Source organism: Hahella sp. HNIBRBA332 (assembly GCF_030719035.1).
Classification (GTDB): domain Bacteria; phylum Pseudomonadota; class Gammaproteobacteria; order Pseudomonadales; family Oleiphilaceae; genus Hahella.
Genome location: NZ_CP132203.1, coordinates 5,100,772 through 5,125,564, shown reverse-complemented (window position 1 = coordinate 5,125,564; position 24,793 = coordinate 5,100,772). Strand labels below are relative to the sequence as shown.

Below are 24,793 nucleotides of genomic sequence, written 5' to 3'. Positions count from 1 at the left end.
CTTGCGATGTTTAGGCGTCAGCGCCCGTCGCCATTTTTGGTCAGACGGTTACTGATGCAGCCCAGGGTTCTCAAGACCACCAGTACAATAATGGTGAGTCCGACCGCCAGCACATACTGCTCCAGTGCGGTTGCGACGCCCAGTGCGCTGGCCATTAATAATGTGGCGGCGGTGGTGAGTCCGGTGACGCCGTCTTCGCTACGAAAGATGGTGCCGGCGCCGAGAAAACTGATGCCCGTGGCGATGGCGACAATCACCCGGGTCGGGTCGGCATTGATGGTGGATGTGAGGTCGGCGTCGATAGATGACGTCAGCAAAGTCGCCAAGTCCGTAAACAGCGCCGCGGTGGCGGCCACCAGCATGTGGGTGCGAAACCCGGCGGGACGCTTTTTCATTTCCCGCTCAAAGCCGATGGCGCCGCCCAGGACAAGGGCGATGCAGACATGCATCAGCACCCACAACTGCCCTTGATATTCGATAAAAAAGCTTTCCATGTCAGAAACTAGAAGTTGTAGCCCATACCGACACTGTAGACGAATACGCCGTCGCTGAAGCGGTTATCCGCCTCGTCCGCATCTTCAAATAAGAACTGGTATTCGACCTGACCGACCACGAAGGTGTTGTTCGCCACATAATATTTCAGGCCGGCTTCGGGAGCGGCGATGAAGCTTTCATCCACCGACTCGCCGTAAATGTAGCCGAGATTGGCGCCCAGGTAAGGTCTCAGATTGTCGCGGCCCAGATGGTAGTCGTAAAAGACGCGGGTGGAGCCGTTCCATACGCTCTCTTCTCCTTCGTTATCAGAGACGCTGACCGATTGGCGCACCCCTATTTCTGCGTCCGGAGACAGATATTGCCCGTAAGCGCCATCCATGGAGAAGATATTGCTATCAAAGTCTTTATCGCTGGATCCCGAGCCGGAAATGGAAAATTCCTGCGTTCCCACATCCGGGGCGGAGTAGGCGGCGGGGGGGATGGCGATCAGGCAAATGGCGGTAACTAAGTGTTTCATGGCTACTTTCCCTTTTCGTTCTTAATGACTCAATGAATGATGTTCATCGCCGCGCTAACAATTTTTGCGCGGTTGCCTGATCCTGAAACGCAGAAAGTGTGCCGATTTTCTGAAGCCCTTGGGGCTCGCTGGATTAGAGAGAATTAAACGTTTGGCGAGGCCCGTGGAATGCGAGTGTGCCGGGGTAATTATTCCAAGGATTTGTAAGGCTTACATGGAGATAGAGCGGACTTCATGGAAGGGGAGCACCAGAAAACCATGAGAGAGAAGGCTCATCGTTTTCTGCTATGCGTGGCTTAAAAGAAGGAGGTTTAACCTGAGCAAGAGCATGGTCAGAGCGCCGCAGGCCGTTCCGGCGATAGGGCAGGAAAACCCGAAAAATGCGATGACGCCCGCCAGTCATGTAAACGGCGCTTACCAACGGAGTAAATGAAAACAGATGTCCGCTAATTCATTCATCACTCAAGTCCCTGGGCTCTCAAGCAGATAACGCCTGTAGAGCCATACGCACTGCGCCGGCGGCGAGCGTCAGAGCGACGACTCCCGCCAGGTAAAGCAGCACGGCGTTGCGAGTCTGACGCCATTTTTTCATCAGTAGCCGTCCTGTGAGGTGGTTTTACCGCTGAACACCCGATAGTTGTAGATGTTGTAAGCGATGACCAATGGCAGGAACAGCACAATCCCGACCAGAGTGAAGCTGGTGCTGCGCTCAGGAGCAATGGCCTCCCAAATAGTGAGCTGGCCCGGAATGATGTAAGGAAACATGCCGGCGGCCAGACCAATGAAGGCTAGCCCGAACAGCGCCATGGCCAGTCCTAGAGGCTTCAGGTCGTTGCCTTCGCCGCTGCGCAGCATTTGCCACAGACGGAGCCCCACATAGGCGCTCAGCAAAGGCACTGGCGCGAGGAGCAGGCCGGTGGGCCAGGTCAGCCAGCGTTGGAATACCTGTGGTTGGGCGAGCAGCATCCAGACGCTGACCAGCGCCAGAAAGAACATGACTGCGAACAGACTGAGGATGCCCAGGCGTCTTGCGGAAACTTGCAGGCGTCCTGAGCTTTTACGCACCAGCCAGCAACTGCCAAGCAGGGCGTAGCCGCAGACCAGGGCGATGGCGGTCATCAGAGAAAATGGCGTAAACCAGGCGATTTGTTCGGAGGGCTGGGGCGTGAGGGAGAAGCCCTGCACCAATGAACCAAGAATAATACCCTGGCTCAATGTCGCCAATGTGGAGCCGAAGCTGAAACTGAAATCCCACCAACCACGGCTGGTATGGGATTTAAAATAAAACTCAAACGCCACGCCGCGAAAAATCAGCGCGATCAGCATCAGGATAATCGGCAGATAGAGCTGTGACAGCACGGTTGCGTAAGCCTTGGGAAAACCTGCGAACAGCACGACGCCGCCGAACACCAGCCAGGTTTGATTGCTGTCCCAGAGATGGGACAGGCTCTTCATGGCGATAGCGCGGTCTTCCGCTTTGCTAAGCCAGGGCGAGAGGATGCCTACGCCCAGGGAGAAGCCGTCCAGCAATACGTACATCAAAACACCGATGGCGATGAGTAACAGGTAGATGAGCGCAATGTCCATGGCGGTTCTCCTAATGTGCGGGGTTGAGCGTTGCGGGCAGTTTTTCGTCCTGGGCGGCGCCGGTGATGTCAGCGGGGCCCTGGCGTATCAGCTTACGCATGAAGTACAGATAGACGCCAAACAGCAGGGAGTACACAGCGACAAACAGAATCAAGGTGGACAATACCTGCGAGGCTGGCAATGGCGACGCCACATCAACGGTGCGCACCAGTCCCTGCACCAGCCAGGGCTGTCGACCCACCTCCACGACATACCAGCCCGCCAGGGTGGCGATGACGCCCGCAGGAATCATCAGGCGTGAGAAGTTTAATAACAGACGGTGATCGAACAGACGTCCTTTACGGCGCGCCCACAGGCCCAATACGCCCAGTAGCAGCATCAGTCCGCCCAGCGCCAGCATGATGCGGAATGAGAAAAATACCACCGCCACAGGCGGCCGGTTTTCCGGCGCTACTTGATCCAGTCCGGCGATTTCGCCATTGATGTCATGAGTCAGAATCAGACTGGCGGCCTTGGGAATGACGATCTCGAAATCGTTCTTGGCTTCCTTCTGATTGGGCAGAGCGAACAGGCGAAACCCCGCGCCCTGTTCGGTTTCCCATACTGCTTCCATCGCTGCTACTTTTACTGGCTGGTGCTCATGAACATTGAGGCCGTGCATGTCGCCCGCCAGAATCTGCAGCGGCGCCAGAACCAGAATCGCCCACATGGCGATGGAAAAGCCGCTTTTGGCGAACTCGGTATGCTGCTTCCGCAACAGATAGATTGCGTTGACGCCGGCGAACAGCAGCGATGCGGACAGGAAACTGGCCAGCAGCATATGAGTCAGACGATAGGGGAAAGAAGGATTGAAGATCACCGCCCACCAGTCTGTCGGATGGAACACGCCATCAACGATTTCATAGCCTGCCGGGGTGTGCATCCAAGAGTTGGCCGCCAGAATCCAGAACGCGGAAATCATAGTGCCGACGCAGACGACGCAAGTCGCGATGAAGTGCACTCTGGGGGAGACTTTTTTCCAACCAAACAGCATGATGCCGAGGAAGCCCGCTTCCAGAAAGAAGGCGGTGAGCACTTCATAGGTCAGCAGGGGACTCAGCACCGGTCCGACAATTTCGGAGAAGCGGCTGAAATTGGTTCCAAACTCATAAGACAGTACGACGCCGGAGACGACGCCCATACCAAAAGTAATGGCGAAGGGCTTCTGCCAGAAGCGGGCCTGTTGCAGGTAGACCTGACGTCTGGTTTTAAGCCAGAGCCCCTCCATCAGGGCCAGATACAGCGACAGCCCGATGGTGATAGTGGGAAAAATGATGTGATAACTAATCGTGAATGCGAACTGGATGCGTGACAGTAACGCGGGATCAGGCATTGTGCTCTCCTCCCTCGAATTGCAGGCGTGAGGTTCTGAGCGCGGTTTTGCGGGAGCGTCGATTACGTTGCAGCACTGGGGCGAGAGTCATGCCACCAGCCAACAGGATGACAGCGGATACGGAAAGCAGATCGATTAACCAGGCGCTCATACGAATACTCCTATCTCTTATTACTTCAATCGTTCAATGACTTCACAACTTTGACTTCGCCGCTTTGATTGAGGTGATCGCTAGTCGCCCCGAGTGCGGCTGGGTACGAAATTCGCTATGCAGTAATAAGAGCAACATGCGCGCCAATCACAAAATGCGCTGAGATGCCTTGATATGCGGCAATTTTTTCCTAATTTATGGTTCTGGGTGTAAACTTCGTTTACTGTTTTTGGGGAGGCTGGCGTAAACAAAGTTTACGCTTGGGGACATGAATACGATTCAGCTTTTTTCCGTTTCCATGTGGACCACGGTGCTGTCCGCCGGGGGCGTCTCGCTGTGGTTATGGTCGCGGCGGCGGCAAGAGCCTGCACTAAAGGCATTGTCCGGCTTTTGTCTGTCGATGGCAATCTGGTGTTTTGGCCATATTCTGGTGCTGGAGGATCATCAGGCGATAGGTACGCTGATCCTGTTGGGCAATCCGTTGATGCCCACCGCTTTCCTGCACTTCGTTCTGCTGTGGCTGGGCGACCCGCTGGAGTTGCCGCAACAGCTCAGAAGGCTGGCTCCACTGTTCTACTTCACCGCCATTGCGGTTGTGCTGGCCAGTTGGTTGACGGGCGGGGGTTATATCTCTCCCTGGATGCAGTTCGACGGATTTTTTCATCTGGCCTTCACTGGGTGGCTGAATCTTGCGTATACCGTGGCGATTGGCGTTGTCGGGCACTTACTGTTGTTAATGGCGTTTCAGCGTAGCAGGGGCAACTTGAGACGATCCATTACCGCCATGTTTATTACCGGCGGCTGGGGGTTCGTTCTTTCCACCAGCTTTATCTTCCCCTCTTTGGATATCAACCTGTTTCCGTACGCTATGCTGGCGCTTCCCAGTTACGCCGTGCTGGTGGTGTACAGCGTGGTGCGTTACCGCCTGGTGGAGGTGAATCGTTGGGTCAATCAGGCGGTGATCTGGTTGGCGATGCTCGCCACCAGCATGCTGGCCATGTCGTTGATCCTGGCTTTACTGGCGCCCTTGGGACTGGCGGAGCTGGCGCAGGCGCCGTTGAGTCAGTTGGTGGTGTACTCCGGCATTCTGTTGGTTTTTGCCTGGTTGGCCTACGGACCCGCCAAAGAATTCGCCGACCGCCTGGTATATCCTGGCGCGGTGCTGGATAAGTCCACACTGGATCAATGGGTTACTCGTCTCAATGCGGTAAGAGGGTGGGGAGAGTTGCGTCAGACCGCAGAGCAACTTTGGCTGAAAAAGAGTGGAGTGACCGCCAGCGTAAATATTGATGGCCGTTTTGAATGTCCGCAAGGTCCGGTGTTTGTCTGTGAGAAGCGCGACCAGTGGGACTGCCGTTTGCAAGGCTGGGAGGATGTAGCGCCGTCTCACCAGCGTCTGGCGGAGTTTATGGCGAAACTGTTGCCGTCCGCCTGCGCTACGCTGGAGCGTTCGTTATTGTTGGCGGAGGCGGAGCGCAAACGTCTGGAGCAACAGCATCTGGTGGAGCTGGGCGGCCTGACGGCGGCGATCGCCCATGAACTCCGCAACCCTCTTAATATCATCACTATGGCGGCGGCGCAGACCGACCCGCGTATCCGCGAACATATTTCCAAGCAGGTGGAGCGGGCGGAGTTATTGATCAAGGATGTGCTGACCTACGCCGGACAGATTCGCCTGAACTCCAAGCCAACCAACTTGTGCGCGCTAACGGCCGCCACTGTGGCGCAGATTCGGCAACTGTATGAGGTGGAGATAGAGCTGGAAGTTCCGGACGAAGTCTGGTTATCCGTTGATCCACAACGTCTGCAGCAAGTGTTGATTAACCTGTTGGATAACGCCGCCGCCTTTGTCAGGCAGACGCCGCAAGGCAAAATTTTGGTGGCGCTTGCGCAGGATGAGCGCGGGGCCCTGATTGCGATTCACAATAATGGACCGGCGGTGCCTGACGCGATGAAGCCGCGTCTGTTTCAGGCCTTTGTCAGCAAGCGAGCCGGTGGCAGCGGATTAGGGCTGGCGATAGTCCGGCGTATTGTCGACGCCCACGGCGGCGATGTCTGGCATAGCGATGAGGAAGGATGGCCGGTGAGTTTCATGATCCACCTCCCTCTTGAACAGGATGAAAAGGAAACAACATGAGCGCAGCGAAAATTTTGATAGTGGATGATGAAAGCGCATTTTGCGAGCTGTGCGCATTATGGCTGGAGCAAGCGGGATATGAGGTCAGCAGTTGCGGCGATGCGGAGTCGGCGCGACGCCTGTTCAACGGGCAGGATTTTGATCTGGTGTTGCAGGATCTGGCGTTGCCGCCCACATTCCTGCCGGAAGAGGGACTGCAACTGATCGCCTTATATGCGGATACCCCGGTGGTGGTGTTGACCGGGCATGATGAAAAGGAACTGGCGATTAAAGCCATGCAGGCGGGCGCTTGGGACTTTATCGGTAAGCCTGTCGATCCGGATATGCTGCGGGTGGTGGTGCAGCGGGCCATCGAGCGGCGACGGCTGGCGAAAGAGGTGGAGCGTCTGCGGCGGGTGGTGGGGCGTCCGACGGAATCCGATGATTTGGGCCTGATCGGCGCCAGCGCCAGCATGGACTCTCTGCGCGAATTGATTCGACGCATTGCTCCCACTGACGTACCGGTATTGATCCAGGGCCCTAGCGGCACAGGTAAAGAAGTCATCGCTCAAGCGCTGCACCGTCTCAGTCAGCGCGCGGCGGAAGCTTTTATTTCCGTTCACTGCGGCGCGATTCCGGGGGAGCTGTTGGAAAGCGAGCTGTTCGGTTATAAAAAAGGCGCGTTCACCGGCGCGGATAAAGACCGTAAAGGACTGCTGTTCCTGGCGGATAAAGGCACTCTGTTTCTAGATGAAATTGGGGAAATGCCTCTGCCCATGCAGGTGAAGCTGCTACGGGTGCTGCAGGAGGGATGTTACTACCCGGTAGGCAGCCGGGAAGTGGAGCATATCGACGTGCGTCTGGTCAGCGCCACTAACCGAAACCTGCCCAAAGCGGTGGAGGAGGGCGGCTTCCGTGACGATCTGTACTATCGCATCAAGGGCCTCACGCTGATGACGCCGCCACTGCAGGAGCGGCGCTCGGACATTCCTTTGCTGGTGCGACACTTTCTGCAGGGCATGGCGCGTAAGAGCGGGCGCGAATTGCAAGTGGATAGCGAAACCATGCGCTGGTTCGGCGCGCAACCCTGGCCCGGCAATGTTCGGGAGCTGAAGAACACCTTGGAAAGCGCCGCCGCTATTTGCATGGGAGACGTGCTGACCATGCAGGAAGTCAACCTGATCAGCGGAACCGCCTCCGCCCCGGTCGCGCAGATAAAAGGCGATACGCTGGATGAACAAGTCAGCTCACTGGAGATCCACCTGATCCAGCAGGCCCTGAGCGAACAACAAGGCAACAAAACCCGGGCCGCCGCACAATTAGGTCTTACTAGACAGGGCTTGCTGAAGAAAATGGCGCGATATGGAGTGGGGGGATGAGAGCTGGACGTTGCGGAGGCGACGTCCAGCTCAAAGGCTTAACGGTACTTACGGTCTCTGTCTTTCAGACTGACTTTGGTTCCGAAGAAGTAATTGAAGCCCACAGAAAAGGTGTCATCATTTCTACCATCGGCGTAGGAAAAGTCTACGCTTGCTGTGTTCTGAAATAACTCTGGCTGGTACTCGACGGTAATACCATAGTTGTCTTTTGAATCCATGGCGGAAGCATGAAGCGATGTACGTACGTTTTCAGTTGCGTACCACGCTGCGCTAAGTGCAAGCCCATTGAAGCGCTCATCCGCTCCCTTAGCCTCTGAAACATAGCGAATTGCGGATAAGGTAAAGTCGCCAAGGTAGTATTGCCCAAATATACGATAATGATCCGATTCCGAGTCATCATCGACGTATGGGCTAAGCCAGCTAGGTAAGTCGAATGACGTTTTGCTGTAACTGTAGCCCAAGCCGATTTTGCCTATATTGAAATCTCGCAGAAATAAATTTCCGCCGAGACCATGGCTGTCGGAATCAATTTGGTCGTCTTTACCGTCCTGATGATTGGCGCTTGCGTTGAGGCTAGCGCCCACAAAACTATATACCGGTAGAGTGACGCTACCCCCTAATGAATAATTTTCAGAGTCTCGAGATTGGGAGTAATCGATGCCTGCTTCGAAGTTGGTGTTAGCGACGCCGCCTTCAGCAGCAAAAGTGCAAACAGGAAAAATAGCTAGAGAAATGAACTTGAATACTGCGTTCACTAAGTTAGTCCTTGTGAATAGTCAAACTAAAAAAAGGGCAGGGCATAATACCCTGCAAATGATGAGAGTGGAACACTTGTACCGCTGTCAGCGCTGTTCTTAACCAAAGGGCGGTATAAGCTTTTTTGTGAAGTGTCCTATGGGAAGTCAAGACAAGCCAGGCTTTAAGCAACATGCAAAAAAGAGCCGGCAGTCAAACTGCGACGCCGGCGAGAGTGGAATAAACTTTTGCTGCAGAACTTGATGGAAGCCCCGGTTCCGCTTGGGTAAGTGGAAGCGGGGATCGCGTATTTAGTCGGTTATTTCCTTCCATTTCAGGCACGAGACCTGATGGTCAGCGCCGGCGTACTCCAGCGCGGGGATCTTCTCCGCGCAGCGGCTTTCTGCGTAGTTGCAGCGAGTGCGGAAGACGCAGCCGCTGGGGGGATTGATCGGCGAAGGCAGGTCGCCCTTCAAAACGATCTGTTCTTTCTGGCGCTCGATATCCGGGTCAGGAATCGGCACGGCGGAAATCAGGGCCTTGGTGTAGGGGTGCTTGGGCTCCCGATAAATGGAATCCTTGTCCGCAAGCTCCATCACCTTGCCCAGATACAGCACCATCACCCGATGGCTCACGTGGCGAACCACCGACAGGTCGTGGCTGATAAACAGCAGCGACATGCCGAATTCTTTTTGCAGTTCCGTCAGCAGGTTGATGATCTGCGCCTGGATGGAGACGTCCAGCGCCGAAACCGGCTCATCGCAGACAATCAGCTTGGGCTGCAGAATCATCGCCCGGGCAATGCCGATACGCTGACATTGGCCGCCGGAAAACTCGTGCGGATAGCGGTTGATCATCTGCGGCAGCAGACCCACTTTGTCCATCATCGCTTTGACTTTGTCGCGACGCTGCTGCTTACTGAGTTCTGGATAGAACGTCATCAGCGGTTCGGCGATGATATCGCCGATAGTGCGGCGCGGATTAAGGCTGGCCAGCGGATCCTGGAAAATGATCTGCATGGACTTGCGATAGGGGCGCATGGTTTTGCTATCCAGTCCCGCGATGTCCTGGCCCAGCCAGACCACCTTGCCGTCGGTGGGCGAGATCAACTGCAATACGGCGCGGCCCAGTGTGGACTTGCCGCAGCCGGATTCGCCGACGATGCCCAGAGTTTCGCCTTCGCGCACTTCAAAGGAGACGCCGTCGACGGCTTTTACAAAGCGATCGTTTTTCTTGAAAAAGCTGTCACTGCCGAGAGGGAAGTGCACTTTCAGATCGTTGACGGTCAGTATGGGTTTTCCTGTGGGAATGGCGTTATTTCCCGCGCTTTGTTCAATTGCGTTGGCTTGGGTCATGGGTGAGTCTCCAGAATGCAGGCGCTCAAACGGTTCTCGCCGACATTACGCAGCGGCGGATGATCCAGCTTGCAGCGGTCTTGGGCGTACGGACAACGGGGATGGAAGGAGCATCCCTGAGGTAGATTTTGCAGGTTGGGCGGCTGCCCGGGGATCGCCTGCAAAGAGCTGTGTCCGGCGCCATCCAGGCGCGGCATGGAGGCCAATAGACCCATGGTGTAAGGGTGTTTGGGATTATAGAAAATCTCCCGAACGGTGCCTGACTCCACGATCCGTCCTCCATACATCACCAGCACGCGATCGCAAAGCCCCGCCACCACGCCCAGGTCATGCGTGATCATGATGATCGCAGTATTCATTTCACGCTTCAGCTCCGCCATCAGCTTGAGAATTTGCGCCTGAATGGTCACATCCAATGCTGTGGTGGGCTCGTCGGCGATCAGCAGGTCCGGCTGACACAACAGGGCCATGGCGATCATCACACGCTGACGCATACCGCCGGAGAACTCATGGGGATACATATCGAAGCGTTTGGTCGGTTCGGGGATGCCCACTTTGCTGAGCATCTCGATACAACGGGCGCGCGCTTCCTGCATGGAGACGCCAGTGTGCTCCACCAGTACTTCAGTCAATTGTTTGGAGACTTTCAGGAACGGATTCAGTGACGTCATCGGGTCCTGAAAAATCAGCGACATATCGCTACCGCGCACTTTATTCAGCTTTTCTTTAGGCAGGCCGAGAATTTCCTCTCCCTTGAAAAGCACGCTGCCGGTGGACTTACCGTTGTCCGCCAGCAGTCCCATGATCGACATGAACACCTGGGTTTTACCGGAACCGGATTCACCCACGATGCCCAGACTTTCCCCGGGAAACAGCTGAAAGCTCACGTCGTTAACCGCATTCACCTTCCCGTCAGGGGTGCTGAATGTGGTTTCCAGGTGGCTTACTTCCAATAAGGGTTGCATGATGAAAATCTCCGCCGTTATCTGTCTTTGGGATCGAGCGCGTCACGCAGCCCGTCGCCGATGAAGTTGAAGCAAAACAGGGTGGTGGCCAGGAAAATAGCCGGGTAAATCAGCATCCAGGGAGCCATTTCCATCAGCTTGGCGCCTTCGGAAATCAGTACGCCCCAGCTGGTCAGCGGCTCTTGCACCCCTAAGCCCAGGAACGACAGGAAACTCTCGGTCAGAATGACCTGGGGCACTGTCAGGGTGACGTAGACGATCACCGGGCCCAGCACATTCGGAATGATATGACGGAAGATAATCTTCAGATTGCTGACGCCGCCTGCATGCGCCGCCTCGACGTATTCCTTGCGCTTGATGGACAGCGTCTGGCCGCGCACGATACGCGCCATGGTCAGCCATTCCACCGCACCCAGGGCGACGAAGATAAGGAATATGTTACGGCCGAACACCACCATCAACAGGATGACGAAGAACATGAACGGCAGGGAATACATGATGTCGACGAAACGCATCATCAGGTTATCCACCTTGCCCCCAAAATAGCCGGAAATAGCGCCATAGGTGACGCCAATAATCAGGCTCACGCCGGTGGCGAGAATACCCACCATCAAAGACACGCGGGCGCCGTAGAGCACGCGGATAAACAGGTCGCGCCCGCTGCTGTCTGTGCCGAACCAGTGCGCGTTAGCGTAATCCGGAGCGGCCTGAATGCGATCCCAATAGATTTCATCGAGTGGGTGCGGGCTCAGGAAAGGCGCGAAGATAGCCATGAGCGCGATGATGGCGAGTATCACCATGGACACTACCGCCGCCTTGTTCTGGAACAATCGGCGTCTGGCGTCCTGCCACAGACTGCGCCCTTCTATGGTGTTTTCCACGTCGGGCATCATGGCGGCGAGTTTACTTTTCTGACTGTACATTGCTTGGTCCTGGGATTGATTCATCTGCGCCTCCCATCAGTCGTGAAGACGGACTTTAGGGTCGAGCAGGCCATACAGCATGTCGACAATGAGGTTCAGAACGATAATGAGCACGCCGTAGAAAATGACGGTTCCCATTACCAGGGGATAGTCCCGGTTAAGGGCGCCTTGGATGAAGTAACGACCGATGCCGGGAATATCGAAAATCGTTTCGATAACGACTGAACCGGTGATGACGGCGGCGGTGGCGGGACCAAGGTAAGAAACTACGGGCAACATGGCGCCTTTCAGAGCATGGCGCAGCAGCACCAGGCGCTCGCGCAGACCTTTGGCGCGGGCGGTGCGAATATAGTTGGAATGCAGGACTTCAATCATGCTGCCGCGGGTCAGCCGTGCGATATAAGCGATCTGCGGCAACGCCAGGGCGAGCACTGGCAGAACTTTGTATTGGAATGAACCGTCGCCCCAGCCCGCGACGGGCAACCAGGACAGATAAACGCCGAAAATCAGAGTCAGCACCGGCGCCATGACGAAGTTGGGAATGGCGATGCCGGTCATGGCCATGGTCATCACTGAGTAATCGGCTGCGCTGTTTTTGCGCAAGGCGGCCATCGCTCCAAATAGCGTGCCGAATATGACCGCGAGGACAATCGCCATGCCGCCTATCTGCAGGCTTGCCGGGAAGCCTCCCATGAGCAGGTCGGTGACGCTGAAGTCGCGAAACTTGTATGAAGGGCCGAAGTCGCCCACCAGGATCTTGCCGAGGTAGATGAAATATTGCTCCACCAGAGGCTTGTCCATGTCGTAGGCTTTCATAATGTTCGCCTCGATCTCAGGCGGCAGCGAACGTTCCTTATCCCAGGGACCGCCGGGTGCGATCCGCATCATGAAAAAAGCGATAGTAATAACGATGAGCAGGGTTGGAATAGACGCCAACACCCGCCGAATGAAATAGTTCAACATAACGGTTACGCAGAATAGGCTGAGCGGAGGCCCCCCCGTAAGGGCGCCTCCGCGAAAAGGTTTAGCGATTATTTCTCGATACTTAACCAGCGAGTGCGGTGCGTATCGTTGATAGCGTCTTTCCAGCCTTTGATCTTGGTGGAGACCAGGTTTTTGGAAACGTAGTAGTAGATAGGAATGATTGGCGCGTCTTCCATGGCGATTGCTTCCGCTTTGCCCATGATCTGCGCGCGTTTCTTCAGGTCAGACTCCAGATAAGCGGCTTCCATCAACTTATCGTACTCAGGATTGTCGTAGTTGCCGTAGTTGAGCGACTTGGAAGAGCTCTCCAGCAGGAACAGGAAGTTCTGCGGATCGTTGTAGTCAGCCACCCAGCCGGCGCGAGCGACTTCGAAATTGCCTTGCTTCAGTTCAGCATAGTGAACTTTAACTTCGCTGTTGAACAGTTCAGTTTCAACACCGATTTTTTTCCACATTTGCGCCACCGCGATAGCGATACGCTTGTGGTTGTCGTCAGTGTTGTAGCGCAGTTGCACTTTCAGATGTTTGTCGTCGCCGTACCCCGCCTCTTGCATCAGCTCTTTGGCTTTGGCGATGCGATCAGCCATCGGCATGCTTTTCCAGGTGACGTAAGAAGGCTCTTTGTAGTTACTGGTGCCTGGGGGAACCATGCTGTAAGCCGGCAGTTCGCCGGTTTTCAGCACTTTGTCCATGATGATTTCACGGTCGATGGCCATGGACAGGGCCTGACGGATGCGCTTGTCAGTGAAGGGCGCGCGCTTGGTGTTGATCGGATAGTAGTAAGTGCCGAGGTAAGGCGCGATTTTGGTTTCCTCTGGCATGTTTTGACGCAACCAGTCGATCTGGCCGGAGGGGAACTTGTAGATGCAGTCGATTTCGCCTGCGCGCATGCGCTTGATCAGCGCCGCTGCGTCTTCCTGCGGATAGAAGATAACGTTGTCGATTTTGACGTTCGCCGCGTCCCAGAACAGTTCGTTCTTGGTGACTTTGACGTGGGTGTTAGGCAGCCATTCCACCAGCTTGTAAGGACCGTTGGTGGCGATATGCTCTTTCTTGGTCCAGTCCTTACCGTATTTCTCAACGATATGCATGGGCACAGGGAAAGCGGTGTAGTGGGTCAGCATGCTGATCAGGAATGGCGCAGGCCCTTTCAGGGTGATTTCCAGGGTTTTGTCGTCAAGTGCGCGCACGCCCAGATCTTCCGGTTTGGCCTTGCCGGTGTTCAGCTCTTCGCCATTTTTGATGATGTAAAGCAATGATGCGTATTCCGCCGCCGTTTCCGGCAGCAGGATGCGGCGCATGGCGTATTCGAAATCCTTCGCCGTGACAGGTTGGCCATCGCTCCATTTGTGGTCGCGGATTTTAAATGTGTAAACCAGTCCGTCGTCGCTAACGGTCCAGCTCTCTGCGGCGCCGGGGATAGCGTTGCCTTCAGGGTCTTCAGTCGTCAGGCCCATAAAAAGATCCCCAGCGATGCGGTTCTCCCAGTCACCGCTGAGGAAATGAGGGTCCAGTGACGCCGGCTCACCCTGGTTGCCGATTCTTAGTGTCGTGTCAGCTAGGGCGATGGGCGCTCCCAGCAGAGAAAGTGTCAGCGTTAAGGCGGAAAATATTTTCCCTGTGCGAGATTTAAAACTCATAAAATCCTCTCGTCTTAATGTTGATGTCCTCAATGGTTTTATTGTTTTTTCCATAGCGGACTGGTTACGAGGCTGACCCGTTTTCAGAGCGCAGGAGGCCTCTGTGATGGTACAGCATCAGTTTTAAGTTATTGTTAATTACGCATCATGCCAGTCATTGGACAACGAGTGTGGAGAGAGGCGCTAACTTGGTCAATCGAAATGCCGTATACCTATATGTACTTTTTGTATATCTACGTATTGATGTGGGGCGCCGGCCATGCTGGGCGTATCAAAACAGGGCGAATGCGGTTATATGGACATAACGCCTGGCGTAAGTTCCTATCAAGGCGGCGTTGCGCAGGGCTCCGACTACTGTTTTTTGTCCCCGGCGCCATTTACACTTTGCGCGATTTTTTCAGACGAAGATGACGCCCAGGCGTGCTTTTTATGGCGATTCCCGGTAGAGAAATATTCCGCACCTACGATGAATTCGGGTGCATCCAGGTGTTTGACGATGGCCAGAAGCGCTACCTGGGGTTCGGCTCGAACGATGAACAAAGCTGTCTTCTGAAGGACAACCCTTCTTTGCTGGCCCATGGCTATACCCGCGCCATGCTGTTGTGTCTGTTGCTGCATGAGCCGAGACGCGCGGTCATGTTGGGTCTGGGCGGCGGTAGCCTGATCAGCTGTTTGTATCATCGGGTTCCTGACCTGCAGTTGCAGGCGGTGGAACTGCGGGCGGAAGTGGTGCGGGTGGCGCAGCGCTTTTTCCAGTTGCCGCGGGACGAACGGGTGCAGGTCGCCATTGCTGACTTCGCATCGTATTTGGAGACGGCCCCGGCGCACTCCGCCGATTTACTTCTGTGCGACGTATTCACCGGAGATGGACTGGATGGCCGTCTGCTGCAACCGGCTTTTCTTGAGCAGAGCGACCGCCTGTTGAGCGACGATGGCTGGCTGGTGATGAACTGCTGGGTGGATCATCGCCTGGAAAAAGTCATGCTGGCGGAGTTGGGGCGGCGCTTTCGCAGCGTCTATTTATGCGCGACCCAGGAAGGCAATTGGATCATTCTGGCGGGCAAGCCCGCTGTGGCGCTCACGGAAAAACAGCTGACCGCCGCGGCGAAAAGGTTGTCGCCGCAGCTGGGTTTTTCCCTGGCTCCCTTCGTCAAACGCATGACCCGGTATCAGGCGTAGGGGCCGTTGATGTCTCGGACGCCGGTTATCGCCGGGCGCTTCTCTCCAGCAAGGCGCAGACATGGTCGACTTCGTCCTGCGTGGTGCGCCAATTACTGAATGCCGCCCGAATAGCGCTGCGTCCTCGCCATTGACCCGGCGTCATGAATACCTCTCCGGTGGCGTTGAGTCGCTGCAGAAAATGAGGGACATCTGCGTCATCCATTCCCTGTGGACGAAACACCACTACATTGAGTTTGGCCGGTTTGAGTAATTCATAGTCGGGTGATTGTTGCAACCACTGCGCCAGTCGCTCCGCCTGCGAACAATTATCTTCCACAATGCGCCGGAAACCGGCCTTGCCATACGCCAGCAGGCTGATCCACAGGGGCAGAGCGCGGAAGCGCCGCGAGTTCTCGATCCCCAGATTCATGAACGACGGCGTTGCGCTGTTCACCGCCAGATAGGGGGCGGGGACTTCCAGACAGGACTGCAGGAGCTGCAGGTGGCGACAGAAGAAAATACCGCAATCATAAGGCGTATTCAGCCATTTATGGGCGTCGGAGGTGATGGAGTCCGCGCGCTCCAGACCCTTGGTCCAATCACGACGATCTTCCAGCAGACGTGAAAACAAGCCGAAAGCGCCATCCACATGCAGCCAGGCGCCATGTTGCTCACACAGGTCGGCGATGGCTTCGAGGTCGTCAAAATCGGTTCCTGTTACCGTTCCGGCGCTGGCGATTACGATTTTTCCTGCGCTGTCGCTGTGCTCCAGAGCGATGCGCAGGGCGTCCACATCCATGGCCTCACTGTCAGCGAGTCGCGCCACCTGGACCAGTCGCTTGCGTCCCAATCCGGCGATCGCCATGCCTTTCAGGGCGCTGGCGTGGGGCGTGGCGGAGAACACCTCCACGGCTACGCCGGATAACCCGTCAGCGGCGATATCCACGCCTTGTCTTTGGCCTGCGAACTGACGACCGCAGAGAATGCCCAATAGGTTGGAAGCTGTGGCGCCGGTGGTCAGGCAGCCGGAAAAACTGACCGGCAGATCGCAAAGGGCGAGCAGCCACTCAATGGTTTGAACTTCAAGCGCAGATGCGATGGAGTCGCCGGGTGTGGAAAGGTTCTGATCCACTGCAGCCGCAATCCAGTCGCCCAGCAGCGCCGCCGGAGTCACTCCGCCGGTAACGAAACCCCAATACTTGGGACCGATGGCGGCGGCGAGATGGGGGCTGACCTCCTTGATGAAGCGCGCGATGGCGGCTTCCGCGCCCTCACCAAACTCCGGCGCTTCTAATGCGGGGGGAGTTATGTCGGAGATCATGGCGGCTGGGCGATCGTCGGCGGAACGGATGAAGTCCAGACACCATTGGCGGACGTCAGTGGTCAGTCTGTCCAGGTCGTGAAAGTCGTCGTGTAGCAGCGACATGGCGGCGCTCCTTAATAAGTGACTGAATAGGCATTGCATTATCGGGGCGCGAATGGAAGCATAACAGTGACAATTGGTGACCCTAAAAAGAGTACAATTTGCCTGCGCTATACCAGACCCTGGCGGAAAGCCTGATACAAGATATCCATAGCGGACGCCTGCAACCTGGGGAGCGACTGCCCTCGGTAAGGAGGTTCAGTCTCCAGCATGAGGTGAGCCTGACGACGGCGCTGCAATGCTACCGCCAGCTGGAGGCGGAAGGCTTTGTCCAGGCGCGGCCGCAATCCGGCTTTTACGTGAGGCATAAAGAGAAGCCTCCTGCGGGACCGGAGTTGCCGGTTTTCACCGGGCGCGCCTCGCGAGTCCCCAACATCGGAGCGATCGAAGAAGTGCAAACCGTGTCCAGTCGTCGGGATTTCGCACCTTTCGGCGTCTCCCTGTTAGCGCCTTCGCTGGTTCCTTCCGAATTGCTGCAGCGCAGCCTGATCCGCGCCTCCCGGCGCTTGGGCGAGCGTTTGTTCCATTACGGTCCTGCGCAAGGCGATGCGGGTTTACGGGAGGCTTTGGCGCGGCATTTCAAAGAAGATGGCATGGCATTCTCGTCGGATGATCTGATGATCTGTAATGGCGGCATGGATGCGGTGAGTTTGGGATTGCAGCTGTGTACGCAACCCGGAGAAACGGTGGCGGTGTTGACCCCCTGTTTCAGTGGGTTGTTGCAGGTCATAGAAAGCCTCGGGCGCAAAGTACTGGAGATCCCTTTGCATTATCGGGGCATATACCCAGAGCGGTTGCGTGAGGCGATGGCGCGGCCGGATGTGAAAGCCTGTCTGTTGAGCGCCAATAATCATAACCCGCTTGGATTTACTCTGTCGGCGCAGGAGAAAAAGGACATCGCCGCCTGGGCGGCTGCGTACCAGTGCCCGGTGATTGAAGATGATATCTTCGGCGAGTGCAGTTATGGCCGCCAGCGACCGCTGCCGATTAAATCCTGGGATAACGCGGGCTGGGTGTTCTGGTGCGGCTCGGTATCGAAAACGCTGACCCCGGCGTATCGTCTGGGTTGGTGCGCGCCTGGAAAGTGGCGACAGGCGGCGCTGCAGCATCGCCGGGCGCTCACAATCAGCATCAACCTGCCTTTGCAGGCGGCCTTGGCGGACTTCATTCATTGCGGCGAGTATCGCAGCCACTTGCGCAAGTTACGCTTGAGTCTGGCGCAACAGGTGGACGCCATGAGCCGGGCGATATTGCAGTCTTTCCCTGATGGCTCAACCGTCACAGAGCCCGAAGGCGGTTATGTGCTATGGGCGACCCTGCCGCCGCAGTGTGATGGTTGGCAAGTGTTTCAACGGGCGGCGCAGGAAGGCTTGAGTATTTCTCCGGGGACGGTTTTTTCCATCACAGAGCGCTATCGTCATTGCATCAGATTGAATGCGGGCTGGCCGTTTGATGAACGTGCGCGGGCGGCGGTGTGCAGGCTGGGGGAAATCTGCCGGGAGGAAACGCTTTAGCGTCTATTTTTTCTGGATGAAGTCGCCCATGCGGGACTTTTCTAACAAAGACTCCAGGCGTCCGCTTGCGCGCATTTTCTTCAAGCCGCGATTGAAAGCTTCTATCAACTCATTGGCGTCGGGAACGCGACGGGACATTAGAAGGTAGTGTTTCTCCTCGGATAACGGCTTCAAATGACTGGTGACCATACGGTCCACCCCAGGAGCGAATTCGCTGGATAGGATGAAGTAACCCACTTCAACATCTTCCGGCACCACATCCACCCGGTGTTTGAACAGCATTTTGAAGCTGCTGACGATGTCGCTGGCGTAGTCGTGCGCCACTTCCTCATTGCGCACCATTTCCATGAATTTTTCGTTGTAGTTGTAACCCAGCGTCAGTCCGAAGCGGTACTTTTTCAGGTCGCTGAAATCTTTCCAGTCAAAATCAGCGTTGCGCAGATGAAAAAACACATACTGAGTGCTGGAGATGGGGTCGCTGTAGATGAAATATTGGGTGCGCTCTTCACGATAGGCCCACAGGATGGAGCCGTCCCATTCGCCGTCCTGAGCGCTTTGCAGCGCGCGTTTCCAGGGCAGGAAGGTGTATTTGACTTCGTAACCTTCGCTGGCGAAGGCCTCTTTGACGATCAGGGAGACAACGCCATCGTACTTGAGATCCTGAGAGACATAGGGCGGCCATTCACCATTGGTGAGGCGGACGACGCGTTTGGCCTCGGCGGAATGAACGGAGGACAACAGGCTTAAAGCCCACCCAAGAAACAAGAAACGCCGGAGACAGGTATTCATGGTTAGACGGCCGTACAAGTGAAAAACATATCCTGCAAAAGACGTTGAGCCTCTCCCGTTTGTCATCATGACAATCCGCTAATAGATTAAGTGTATGCGAATTGCCGCAGTTCGCAAACGCAAGCCAGGAACGCAGTGGCGACCGGCGACCGGGGCTATAATCAATAAAGCGTCGCCCAGAGCGACTCAATTGCTATCTAAGGAATCCCGATGAGGCGCCTAACGGAAAGATTACTATTCACTCTTGCTTTAATCGCCATGATTGACGGCGCAATGGCGAAAGAAAAAGTGTTGCTGGTCACGCAAGAGTTTCCGCCATTGCAAGTGATGACGGGGCATGGCGAGTACACCGGCTTCGTCATCGACTTCATGAAGGAAGTGATGGCGGACGTCGCCAGGGAAAATAACATTGAGAGCAGCATCATGTTCGCCCCCTGGAAGCGGGCGATGTTGTTGGCGGAGAGTCAGCCTAACATCGTGTTCTTCTCGCTGTCGCGCACGCCTGAGCGGGAAAACAAATTCCACTGGTTGGGATGGGTGGCGCCTTACGATGTGTATCTTTATAAACTCAGCTCCCGGGAAGATATTCAAGCGAAGGGCTGGGAGGATATCATTGGTAAGGGATACAGTATCAGCGTGCAAAGCGGCAGTAACTTTGAGGAACTGCTGAAACGCAAGGGGATTGGCTTTCCGCCGGACAATACGATGGTGGAGACGGTGGTGCATAACTCGCAGAACATCATGCGGGAGTATCGTGGCTTTACGGATCTTATGATGCAGGTCGAAGTCAGTTTTCCCATTCGCCTGAAAGAGGTGAATCTCAGCCCGTCCAACTTTGAAAAACTGTTCAGAATTGAAGAGCTGTCGGGACGTTTGTGGGCGGTGGTGAGTCCGAAAACGTCTGATGCTATCAAACAGGCGTTACAGAAAAGCTTTGATCGTTTGAAAGCGGCGGGACGGGATAAAGAGCTGATGCGCCGTTACTTCGTGGAGCCGCCGGCGGACGCTCTGTTAGAGGTGGAAAGAACGTTGGAGAACGACGTCGCTTGGCCGGGGTAAGTCTGCGATAAGACTGAGCGGGTCAGGAAATACGGATACTGGCGACGACGCCTTCACAGCGCAGAGAACCCAAAGTGGAGCTGGACGTATAAATAAAGAAGCTGCCGCCATCCACGTCAATCGCCGCCACTTCTATAGAGAACTGCTCAGACATGCGGTTCGCCTCGCTCAGCGCGTCATTCCCTGATTTCAGAAACACGGTGGCGCCGCTTTCAAGGCCTGCGATGTCGCCCTCCAGTGGCGCAGGGTCATCGCAACCCGAATTGACGGCGATGTGGAACTGGGCGTCACATCCACCCAGCCAGGACGATACACACAGCGTCGCCAAAGCGACCCAGCTTATAAGCTTGCTCATGAGCGGCCCCTTCCCCATGGACTTGATTTGAGTATACGCCTTTGTGGCGGATGGCGTCAGGACTTGGCTGCGCGCCGACGGCTTTCCCAGATGGATAACGTATCCAGCAGGGTGCGGGCGCAGGCGGCGGGGTTGGCCTGAAGCAGAAAGTGAGGGCCTTTGATACGCGCCAGACGGTTGTTAGGGAAATACTGTTGGATCTCCTGCGCTTTGCCTGGCGACACTAAATAATCGTCGCTGGCTTGCAGGTAAATAGACGGCAAAGAGACGGGTTCACGCCGCCAGTGCAGATGTTGCAGCGCCTCCAGACGCGCCTTGAGCGTGGCCGCTGGCGTGGAGCGCACTGCGGTGGAGAAGCGTTGCAGGAAGTCATCGCCGACATCGGCGCCTAGCAGCAGGCGTCGCTGCGTCCAGCTGGAAAAAGGCAGACGCATCATGCGTTGCAGCGGCAGCCGTCGGCCGACGCATACCGCCCAGGGACTGGGAATGGACAAAAATGTGGCGACGAAAATGACGCCCTGCAGACCCGGGACGCCGTCCGCCGCTAACAGTGCGCCGATGGGGCCGGAAAAGGACTCCGCCAGCAGATAGAAGTCATCGTCAGGAAGCTGTTCGCGAACATAGTTGGCCAGCGAGTCATAATCCTGGGCCCCGGTTTGCGGTAACGGAATAATTTGCGTTTCAACCTGGGGTATACATTCCAGAAATGGCGAGAACAAATCCCCGGTTCCGTCCATGCCTGGCAACATCACCAATTTTGGTTGTGACTTCATCGCTGATGTGAATCCCTGGTGGCGGCTATTATTTCGTCCTGCAGTTTTTCCAGGTCGTCCAGTATTCGAATGAACTTGCGTCCGAATGGGGTGATTTCATATTCCACACGCGGCGGAATTTCCGGATAAGCGATGCGTTTGATAATGCCGAAGTTCTGGTTTTTGCGCAGGCAGTCGTTAAGCACTTTGGTCGTCAGGCCATCCACCCGGCGCACCATTTCTCCGGGGCGGTTGACGCCGTTCGCCAAGAGACTGAAAACGGTCAGCGACCATTTGCAGCCATAAATGGTTTCCACCATACGGGCGCTTTCCAATGGCGGCGTTTTCAAGGGGACGGTATCTTCGGACATAGACTCGAAACCATTAACGGGCCACAAAGGCCCAGGACTGCGATGACCCCAGATAATAAACAAAAAGCCCCGGAAACCTAAATAAGATTTCCGGGGCTTGCGTTATATGAAGGGATTACTCAGCAATTGCGTCAGCTTGTAGCGTTTCCCCTGATTCGCCGAATAAACCACGGACTACTTGCCAGCCCATGGCGAAGGCGCCGACGATAAAGATGACGTCACCGAGGGTACGGGCCCAGCGCAGGGTTTCCATGATGTCCTGTTGCATAAATACCTCGCTGCGCGCATACCATAGACCCTGGCTGGCGCTGGCGTGGAATTGCAGTAGTCCGATTGGCGCCAGACTGACGACGACCATCAACGCCAATCCCGCATTCAGCCACCAGAATCCGGTTTTCATCAATCGATCGCTAAAGACCATATGGGGGCGGATATAGCGCAGCACCAGCAGGGTGAAGCCCAGAGCCAGGAAACCGTAGACGCCAAATAGCGCTGAATGGGCGTGCACTGGCGTGGTGTTCAGTCCCTGGATGTAATACAGCGAAATCGGCGGATTGATCAGGAAGCCGAAGACGCCTGCTCCCAGCATGTTCCAGAAGGCGACGGCGACAAAACAGAGTAGCGGCCATTTCAGGTGATCCATCCATGGAGCCCGTGTTTTCAGGCGCCAGTTCTCCCAGGCTTCGTAGCCCAGCACAATCAAGGGAACCACTTCCAGCGCGCTGAAAGTGGCGCCGACGGCCATCACGGGCGTTGTGGTGCCGGCGAAGTAAAGATGGTGAAACGTACCGGGGACGCCCCCGAGCATAAACAGTGAGGCCGAAGCCAGGCTGGCGGTGGTCGCCATGGGCCGCGACACCAGCCCCATGGTGGAGAAAATAAACGCCAGCGCAGTTGTGGCGAAGACCTCGAAGAACCCTTCCACCCAAAGGTGCACCACCCACCAGCGCCAGTATTCCATGATGGAAAGATGCGTGCGTTCGCCGTAGAAAAAGGCGGAACCGTAAAATAGCCCGATGGCGATTACTGACGCGGTCAACAACGCTAACAGGTTTTTGTCGCCGGGACGTCGCAAACCATTGACGATTCCCCGCAGCATCAATACTAGCCAGAACGCGACGCCGAGGAATTTGCCAATCTGCCAGAGGCGTCCCAGATCCACATATTCATATCCCTGATGACCCAGCCAGAAATTCAGTTCTGGCGGCATAATCTGTGCGATCGCCAGCCAGTTGCCGACAAAGGAGCCGACCACCACCACGACTAGCGCCCAGAACAGAATATCGACGCCCAGCTTTTGGTATTTAGGGTCTTTGCCGCCATTGATAATGGGCGCGAGGAACAAGCCCGCAGCAAGGAATCCGGTGGCGATCCAGAACAGCGCGCTCTGAATATGCCAGGTGCGCACCAGCGAGTAGGGAAACCATTGGGAGACATCAAGACCGTAAAAGTGCTGCCCTTCAACGGTGTAGTGGGCGGTGAAGCCGCCAAGCAGCACCTGAAAGGCGAACAGGGCGACAATCAGGAACAGGTACTTGCCCAGCGCCTGTTGAGATGGCGTCAGCGGGAAACGAGTCAGTGGATCTGACAGCGGCGCGACTGGCTCCGCCTCATCATGTTTATGCAGAAACGCCCAACCCCAAATCAACAGACCGACGCCGGCGATCAGGAGTGCGACGCTAACAATGGACCACATGATGTTTTCCGCGGTGGGACGGTTATCTATCAAGGGTTCATGTGGCCAGTTGTTGGTGTAGGTGACGTCGCTGTCGGGTCTTTGCGTGGCGGCGGCCCAGGCAGTCCAGAAGAAAAAGGCGGCGAGTTTTTCTCTGCGTTGAGCGTCGGGCAGGGTATTCTCCTTCATGGCGTAACTTTCACGAGTTCCCTGTAAATCCACCGCGTCGCCGAACAGACGGCTGTAATACTCCGCGATATCCGCCATGGCCTGCGCCCGTCGCGGGCTGACTGTCGCCGCACCGCTGTCCGCGTTGTAGGTGTTGGTGCGGTATTCGTTTTTCAGACGATGGCGCAGGATGCTTCGCCGTTCGTCATCCAAGTCCTTATAAGCGGCGCCATAAACCTCCTGCGCCGCCAGCTCCAGCCAGCGCTCCAATTCACGATGTAGCCAGTCTGCAGTCCAGTCTGGCGCCTGATAAGCGCCGTGTCCCCAGATTGAGCCCAGTTGCATGCCGCCAACGGATTGCCAGGCGGTCTGCCCATCGAGGATATTCTCATGGGTAAAAATGGTCTCGCCTGTAGTGGCGACATAGCGCTCTGGAATCGGCGGCGCCTGCCGGTAAACCTCGCGACCAAAGAACCCGAGCAAGCAGAAGGTGACGCCCAGTACGGCGATTAGCAGCCACCAGAGTTTGCGATAGTCAGACATGGGCGTCCTCCACGGCGTCGGCGAACAAAATGTTGTTCTCCAGATGGATATGCTGCATCAAGTCGTCGCGCAGTTGGGCGAGCCCGGCGTAAAGTGCGCGCCAGGTGTTGCAGGCGCCTTTGGGGGGCGTGATGTTGTTGGTCAACGCCTCTAAATGCGCCAGTGCGTCGCCGTGCTGATCATGCTCCATACGCATGACGGAAATAGGGCCTTGCGCCTGCATGCCGCTCATTCCCGCCAGTAGTATGGGAAACAGGATGTTCTCCTCTTTCATCATGTGGCTTTCCAGCTCCTGAAGCATTTCCGTCAGATGCTGGGCCAGTCCGTTGGGACATTCCTCTCGCTCTCCATGGACATGCTCCACGCGGCGGGCGAGGTGTATCAGCTCTGGAAGCTGCTCGCGATGGCGAGCGTGGTAACGGGTGAGGATATGGTCGATCAGCTCAGGACGGCCGGCCTGGCTCCAATTATCCTCCGGCTCCTCCTGTAAGGCGTTGAGCTGCTGCAACACAAGGTCCGGCTCTATCTCCTTCTCAGCCAGCGCATCCCGTAGTTTCTTCGCGCCTCCGCAACAAAAATCCAGTTGATATTCACGAAAGAGGCGGGTGGAGCCGGGTAGGTTGCGAGCGATCCAGCCGACGGGGCGATCAAGTAAGGTCATGGCGGGTTTCCTTTGATAGTGATTAACTCACCATAGCAATGGCAACCTTTGTGCCATTGGCTAAGCCATTGATATTTTTGGTATAAAAATTACATGTGGTGTT

At 55.9% G+C, this 24,793-nt stretch carries 23 protein-coding genes; 5 read left to right on the top strand and 18 right to left on the bottom strand.

Going from position 1 to position 24,793, the window contains the following annotated elements; all coding sequences use genetic code 11:
• Nucleotides 1–17: 17 nt before the first annotated feature.
• The 5 genes from O5O45_RS22630 to O5O45_RS22610 all read right to left on the bottom strand — a co-directional run bounded on the left by O5O45_RS22630 (nt 18) and on the right by O5O45_RS22610 (nt 4,122).
• A complete protein-coding gene (locus tag O5O45_RS22630) occupies nt 18–494 on the bottom strand; it encodes an MgtC/SapB family protein (protein WP_305901599.1) in 477 nt (158 codons plus the stop codon).
• 8 nt (nt 495–502) lie between these two features.
• On the bottom strand, nt 503–1,012 hold the full coding sequence (locus O5O45_RS22625; RefSeq protein ID WP_305901598.1) for a porin family protein: 510 nt from the start codon (nt 1,010–1,012) through the stop codon (nt 503–505).
• Nucleotides 1,013–1,603: 591 nt separating this feature from the next.
• Entirely contained in the window at nt 1,604–2,599 is a 996-nt protein-coding gene (locus O5O45_RS22620; RefSeq protein ID WP_305901597.1) for a cytochrome d ubiquinol oxidase subunit II, read from the bottom strand.
• Nucleotides 2,600–2,609: 10 nt separating this feature from the next.
• Nucleotides 2,610–3,971 carry a cytochrome ubiquinol oxidase subunit I gene (locus O5O45_RS22615; RefSeq protein WP_305901596.1) on the bottom strand — a complete coding sequence of 454 codons (1,362 nt, stop codon included), beginning with the start codon at nt 3,969–3,971 and terminating at the stop codon, nt 2,610–2,612.
• Nucleotides 3,964–4,122, bottom strand: a complete 159-nt coding sequence (locus O5O45_RS22610; protein WP_305901595.1) for a hypothetical protein — start codon at nt 4,120–4,122, stop codon at nt 3,964–3,966. The genes O5O45_RS22615 and O5O45_RS22610 overlap by 8 nt, the downstream gene beginning before the upstream one ends.
• Before the next feature lie 268 nt (nt 4,123–4,390).
• On the opposite strand from O5O45_RS22610, the gene O5O45_RS22605 reads away from it, so the two are divergent.
• Together O5O45_RS22605 and O5O45_RS22600 are read left to right on the top strand one after the other, a co-directional pair.
• Nucleotides 4,391–6,259 (top strand): sensor histidine kinase, encoded by a 1,869-nt coding sequence (locus O5O45_RS22605; protein ID WP_305901594.1) that lies wholly within the window; start codon nt 4,391–4,393, stop codon nt 6,257–6,259.
• Nucleotides 6,256–7,617, top strand: coding sequence for a sigma-54-dependent transcriptional regulator (locus O5O45_RS22600; RefSeq protein WP_305901593.1), 1,362 nt, complete (start codon nt 6,256–6,258; stop codon nt 7,615–7,617). Before O5O45_RS22605 ends, O5O45_RS22600 begins: the two co-directional genes overlap by 4 nt.
• 38 nt (nt 7,618–7,655) lie before the next feature.
• On the opposite strand, the gene O5O45_RS22595 is transcribed toward O5O45_RS22600, so the two are convergent.
• From O5O45_RS22595 to O5O45_RS22570, 6 genes are all read right to left on the bottom strand, one after another.
• Complete coding sequence (locus tag O5O45_RS22595) at nt 7,656–8,372, bottom strand: BamA/TamA family outer membrane protein (RefSeq protein WP_305901592.1); 717 nt, start codon at nt 8,370–8,372, stop codon at nt 7,656–7,658.
• Nucleotides 8,373–8,663: 291 nt separating this feature from the next.
• Nucleotides 8,664–9,707: an ABC transporter ATP-binding protein gene (locus tag O5O45_RS22590; protein WP_305901591.1), complete on the bottom strand. Its 1,044-nt coding sequence runs from the start codon at nt 9,705–9,707 to the stop codon at nt 8,664–8,666.
• Nucleotides 9,704–10,672 carry an ABC transporter ATP-binding protein gene (locus O5O45_RS22585; protein WP_305901590.1) on the bottom strand — a complete coding sequence of 323 codons (969 nt, stop codon included), beginning with the start codon at nt 10,670–10,672 and terminating at the stop codon, nt 9,704–9,706. The genes O5O45_RS22590 and O5O45_RS22585 overlap by 4 nt, the downstream gene beginning before the upstream one ends.
• A gap of 17 nt (nt 10,673–10,689) precedes the next feature.
• On the bottom strand, nt 10,690–11,595 hold the full coding sequence (gene oppC, locus O5O45_RS22580; protein ID WP_305906239.1) for an oligopeptide ABC transporter permease OppC: 906 nt from the start codon (nt 11,593–11,595) through the stop codon (nt 10,690–10,692).
• Nucleotides 11,596–11,631: 36 nt separating this feature from the next.
• Nucleotides 11,632–12,558 (bottom strand): oligopeptide ABC transporter permease OppB, encoded by a 927-nt coding sequence (gene oppB / locus O5O45_RS22575; protein WP_305901589.1) that lies wholly within the window; start codon nt 12,556–12,558, stop codon nt 11,632–11,634.
• A gap of 68 nt (nt 12,559–12,626) precedes the next feature.
• Entirely contained in the window at nt 12,627–14,219 is a 1,593-nt protein-coding gene (locus tag O5O45_RS22570; protein ID WP_305901588.1) for a peptide ABC transporter substrate-binding protein, read from the bottom strand.
• A gap of 429 nt (nt 14,220–14,648) precedes the next feature.
• Between O5O45_RS22570 and O5O45_RS22565 the strand changes: the two genes are divergently transcribed.
• A complete protein-coding gene (locus tag O5O45_RS22565; protein ID WP_305901587.1) occupies nt 14,649–15,398 on the top strand; it encodes a spermidine synthase in 750 nt (249 codons plus the stop codon).
• 25 nt (nt 15,399–15,423) lie between these two features.
• On the opposite strand, the gene O5O45_RS22560 is transcribed toward O5O45_RS22565, so the two are convergent.
• Nucleotides 15,424–16,806, bottom strand: coding sequence for a pyridoxal phosphate-dependent decarboxylase family protein (locus tag O5O45_RS22560; protein ID WP_305901586.1), 1,383 nt, complete (start codon nt 16,804–16,806; stop codon nt 15,424–15,426).
• Between the two features lie 98 nt (nt 16,807–16,904).
• Between O5O45_RS22560 and O5O45_RS22555 the strand changes: the two genes are divergently transcribed.
• Nucleotides 16,905–18,317 (top strand): aminotransferase-like domain-containing protein, encoded by a 1,413-nt coding sequence (locus O5O45_RS22555; RefSeq protein ID WP_305901585.1) that lies wholly within the window; start codon nt 16,905–16,907, stop codon nt 18,315–18,317.
• Nucleotides 18,318–18,320: 3 nt separating this feature from the next.
• Here the strand turns inward: O5O45_RS22555 and O5O45_RS22550 are convergent, their stop codons facing one another.
• The gene (locus O5O45_RS22550) at nt 18,321–19,106 is read right to left on the bottom strand and encodes a substrate-binding periplasmic protein (protein ID WP_305901584.1); all 786 of its coding nucleotides are present in this window, start codon (nt 19,104–19,106) and stop codon (nt 18,321–18,323) included.
• Nucleotides 19,107–19,316: 210 nt separating this feature from the next.
• Here O5O45_RS22550 and O5O45_RS22545 point away from each other — a divergent pair, with 210 nt between their 5' ends.
• A complete protein-coding gene (locus O5O45_RS22545; RefSeq protein WP_305901583.1) occupies nt 19,317–20,165 on the top strand; it encodes a substrate-binding periplasmic protein in 849 nt (282 codons plus the stop codon).
• A gap of 22 nt (nt 20,166–20,187) precedes the next feature.
• Here O5O45_RS22545 and O5O45_RS22540 read toward each other — a convergent pair whose 3' ends face one another.
• The 5 genes from O5O45_RS22540 to ytfE all read right to left on the bottom strand — a co-directional run bounded on the left by O5O45_RS22540 (nt 20,188) and on the right by ytfE (nt 24,690).
• Nucleotides 20,188–20,520 (bottom strand): hypothetical protein, encoded by a 333-nt coding sequence (locus O5O45_RS22540; protein ID WP_305901582.1) that lies wholly within the window; start codon nt 20,518–20,520, stop codon nt 20,188–20,190.
• Nucleotides 20,521–20,576: 56 nt separating this feature from the next.
• A complete protein-coding gene (locus tag O5O45_RS22535; protein ID WP_305901581.1) occupies nt 20,577–21,293 on the bottom strand; it encodes a serine aminopeptidase domain-containing protein in 717 nt (238 codons plus the stop codon).
• The gene (locus O5O45_RS22530; RefSeq protein ID WP_305901580.1) at nt 21,290–21,643 is read right to left on the bottom strand and encodes a winged helix-turn-helix transcriptional regulator; all 354 of its coding nucleotides are present in this window, start codon (nt 21,641–21,643) and stop codon (nt 21,290–21,292) included. Before O5O45_RS22530 ends, O5O45_RS22535 begins: the two co-directional genes overlap by 4 nt.
• A gap of 115 nt (nt 21,644–21,758) precedes the next feature.
• Nucleotides 21,759–24,029 carry a nitric-oxide reductase large subunit gene (locus O5O45_RS22525; RefSeq protein ID WP_305901579.1) on the bottom strand — a complete coding sequence of 757 codons (2,271 nt, stop codon included), beginning with the start codon at nt 24,027–24,029 and terminating at the stop codon, nt 21,759–21,761.
• The gene (gene ytfE, locus O5O45_RS22520) at nt 24,022–24,690 is read right to left on the bottom strand and encodes an iron-sulfur cluster repair protein YtfE (RefSeq protein WP_305901578.1); all 669 of its coding nucleotides are present in this window, start codon (nt 24,688–24,690) and stop codon (nt 24,022–24,024) included. The genes O5O45_RS22525 and ytfE overlap by 8 nt, the downstream gene beginning before the upstream one ends.
• Nucleotides 24,691–24,793 lie beyond the last annotated feature (103 nt).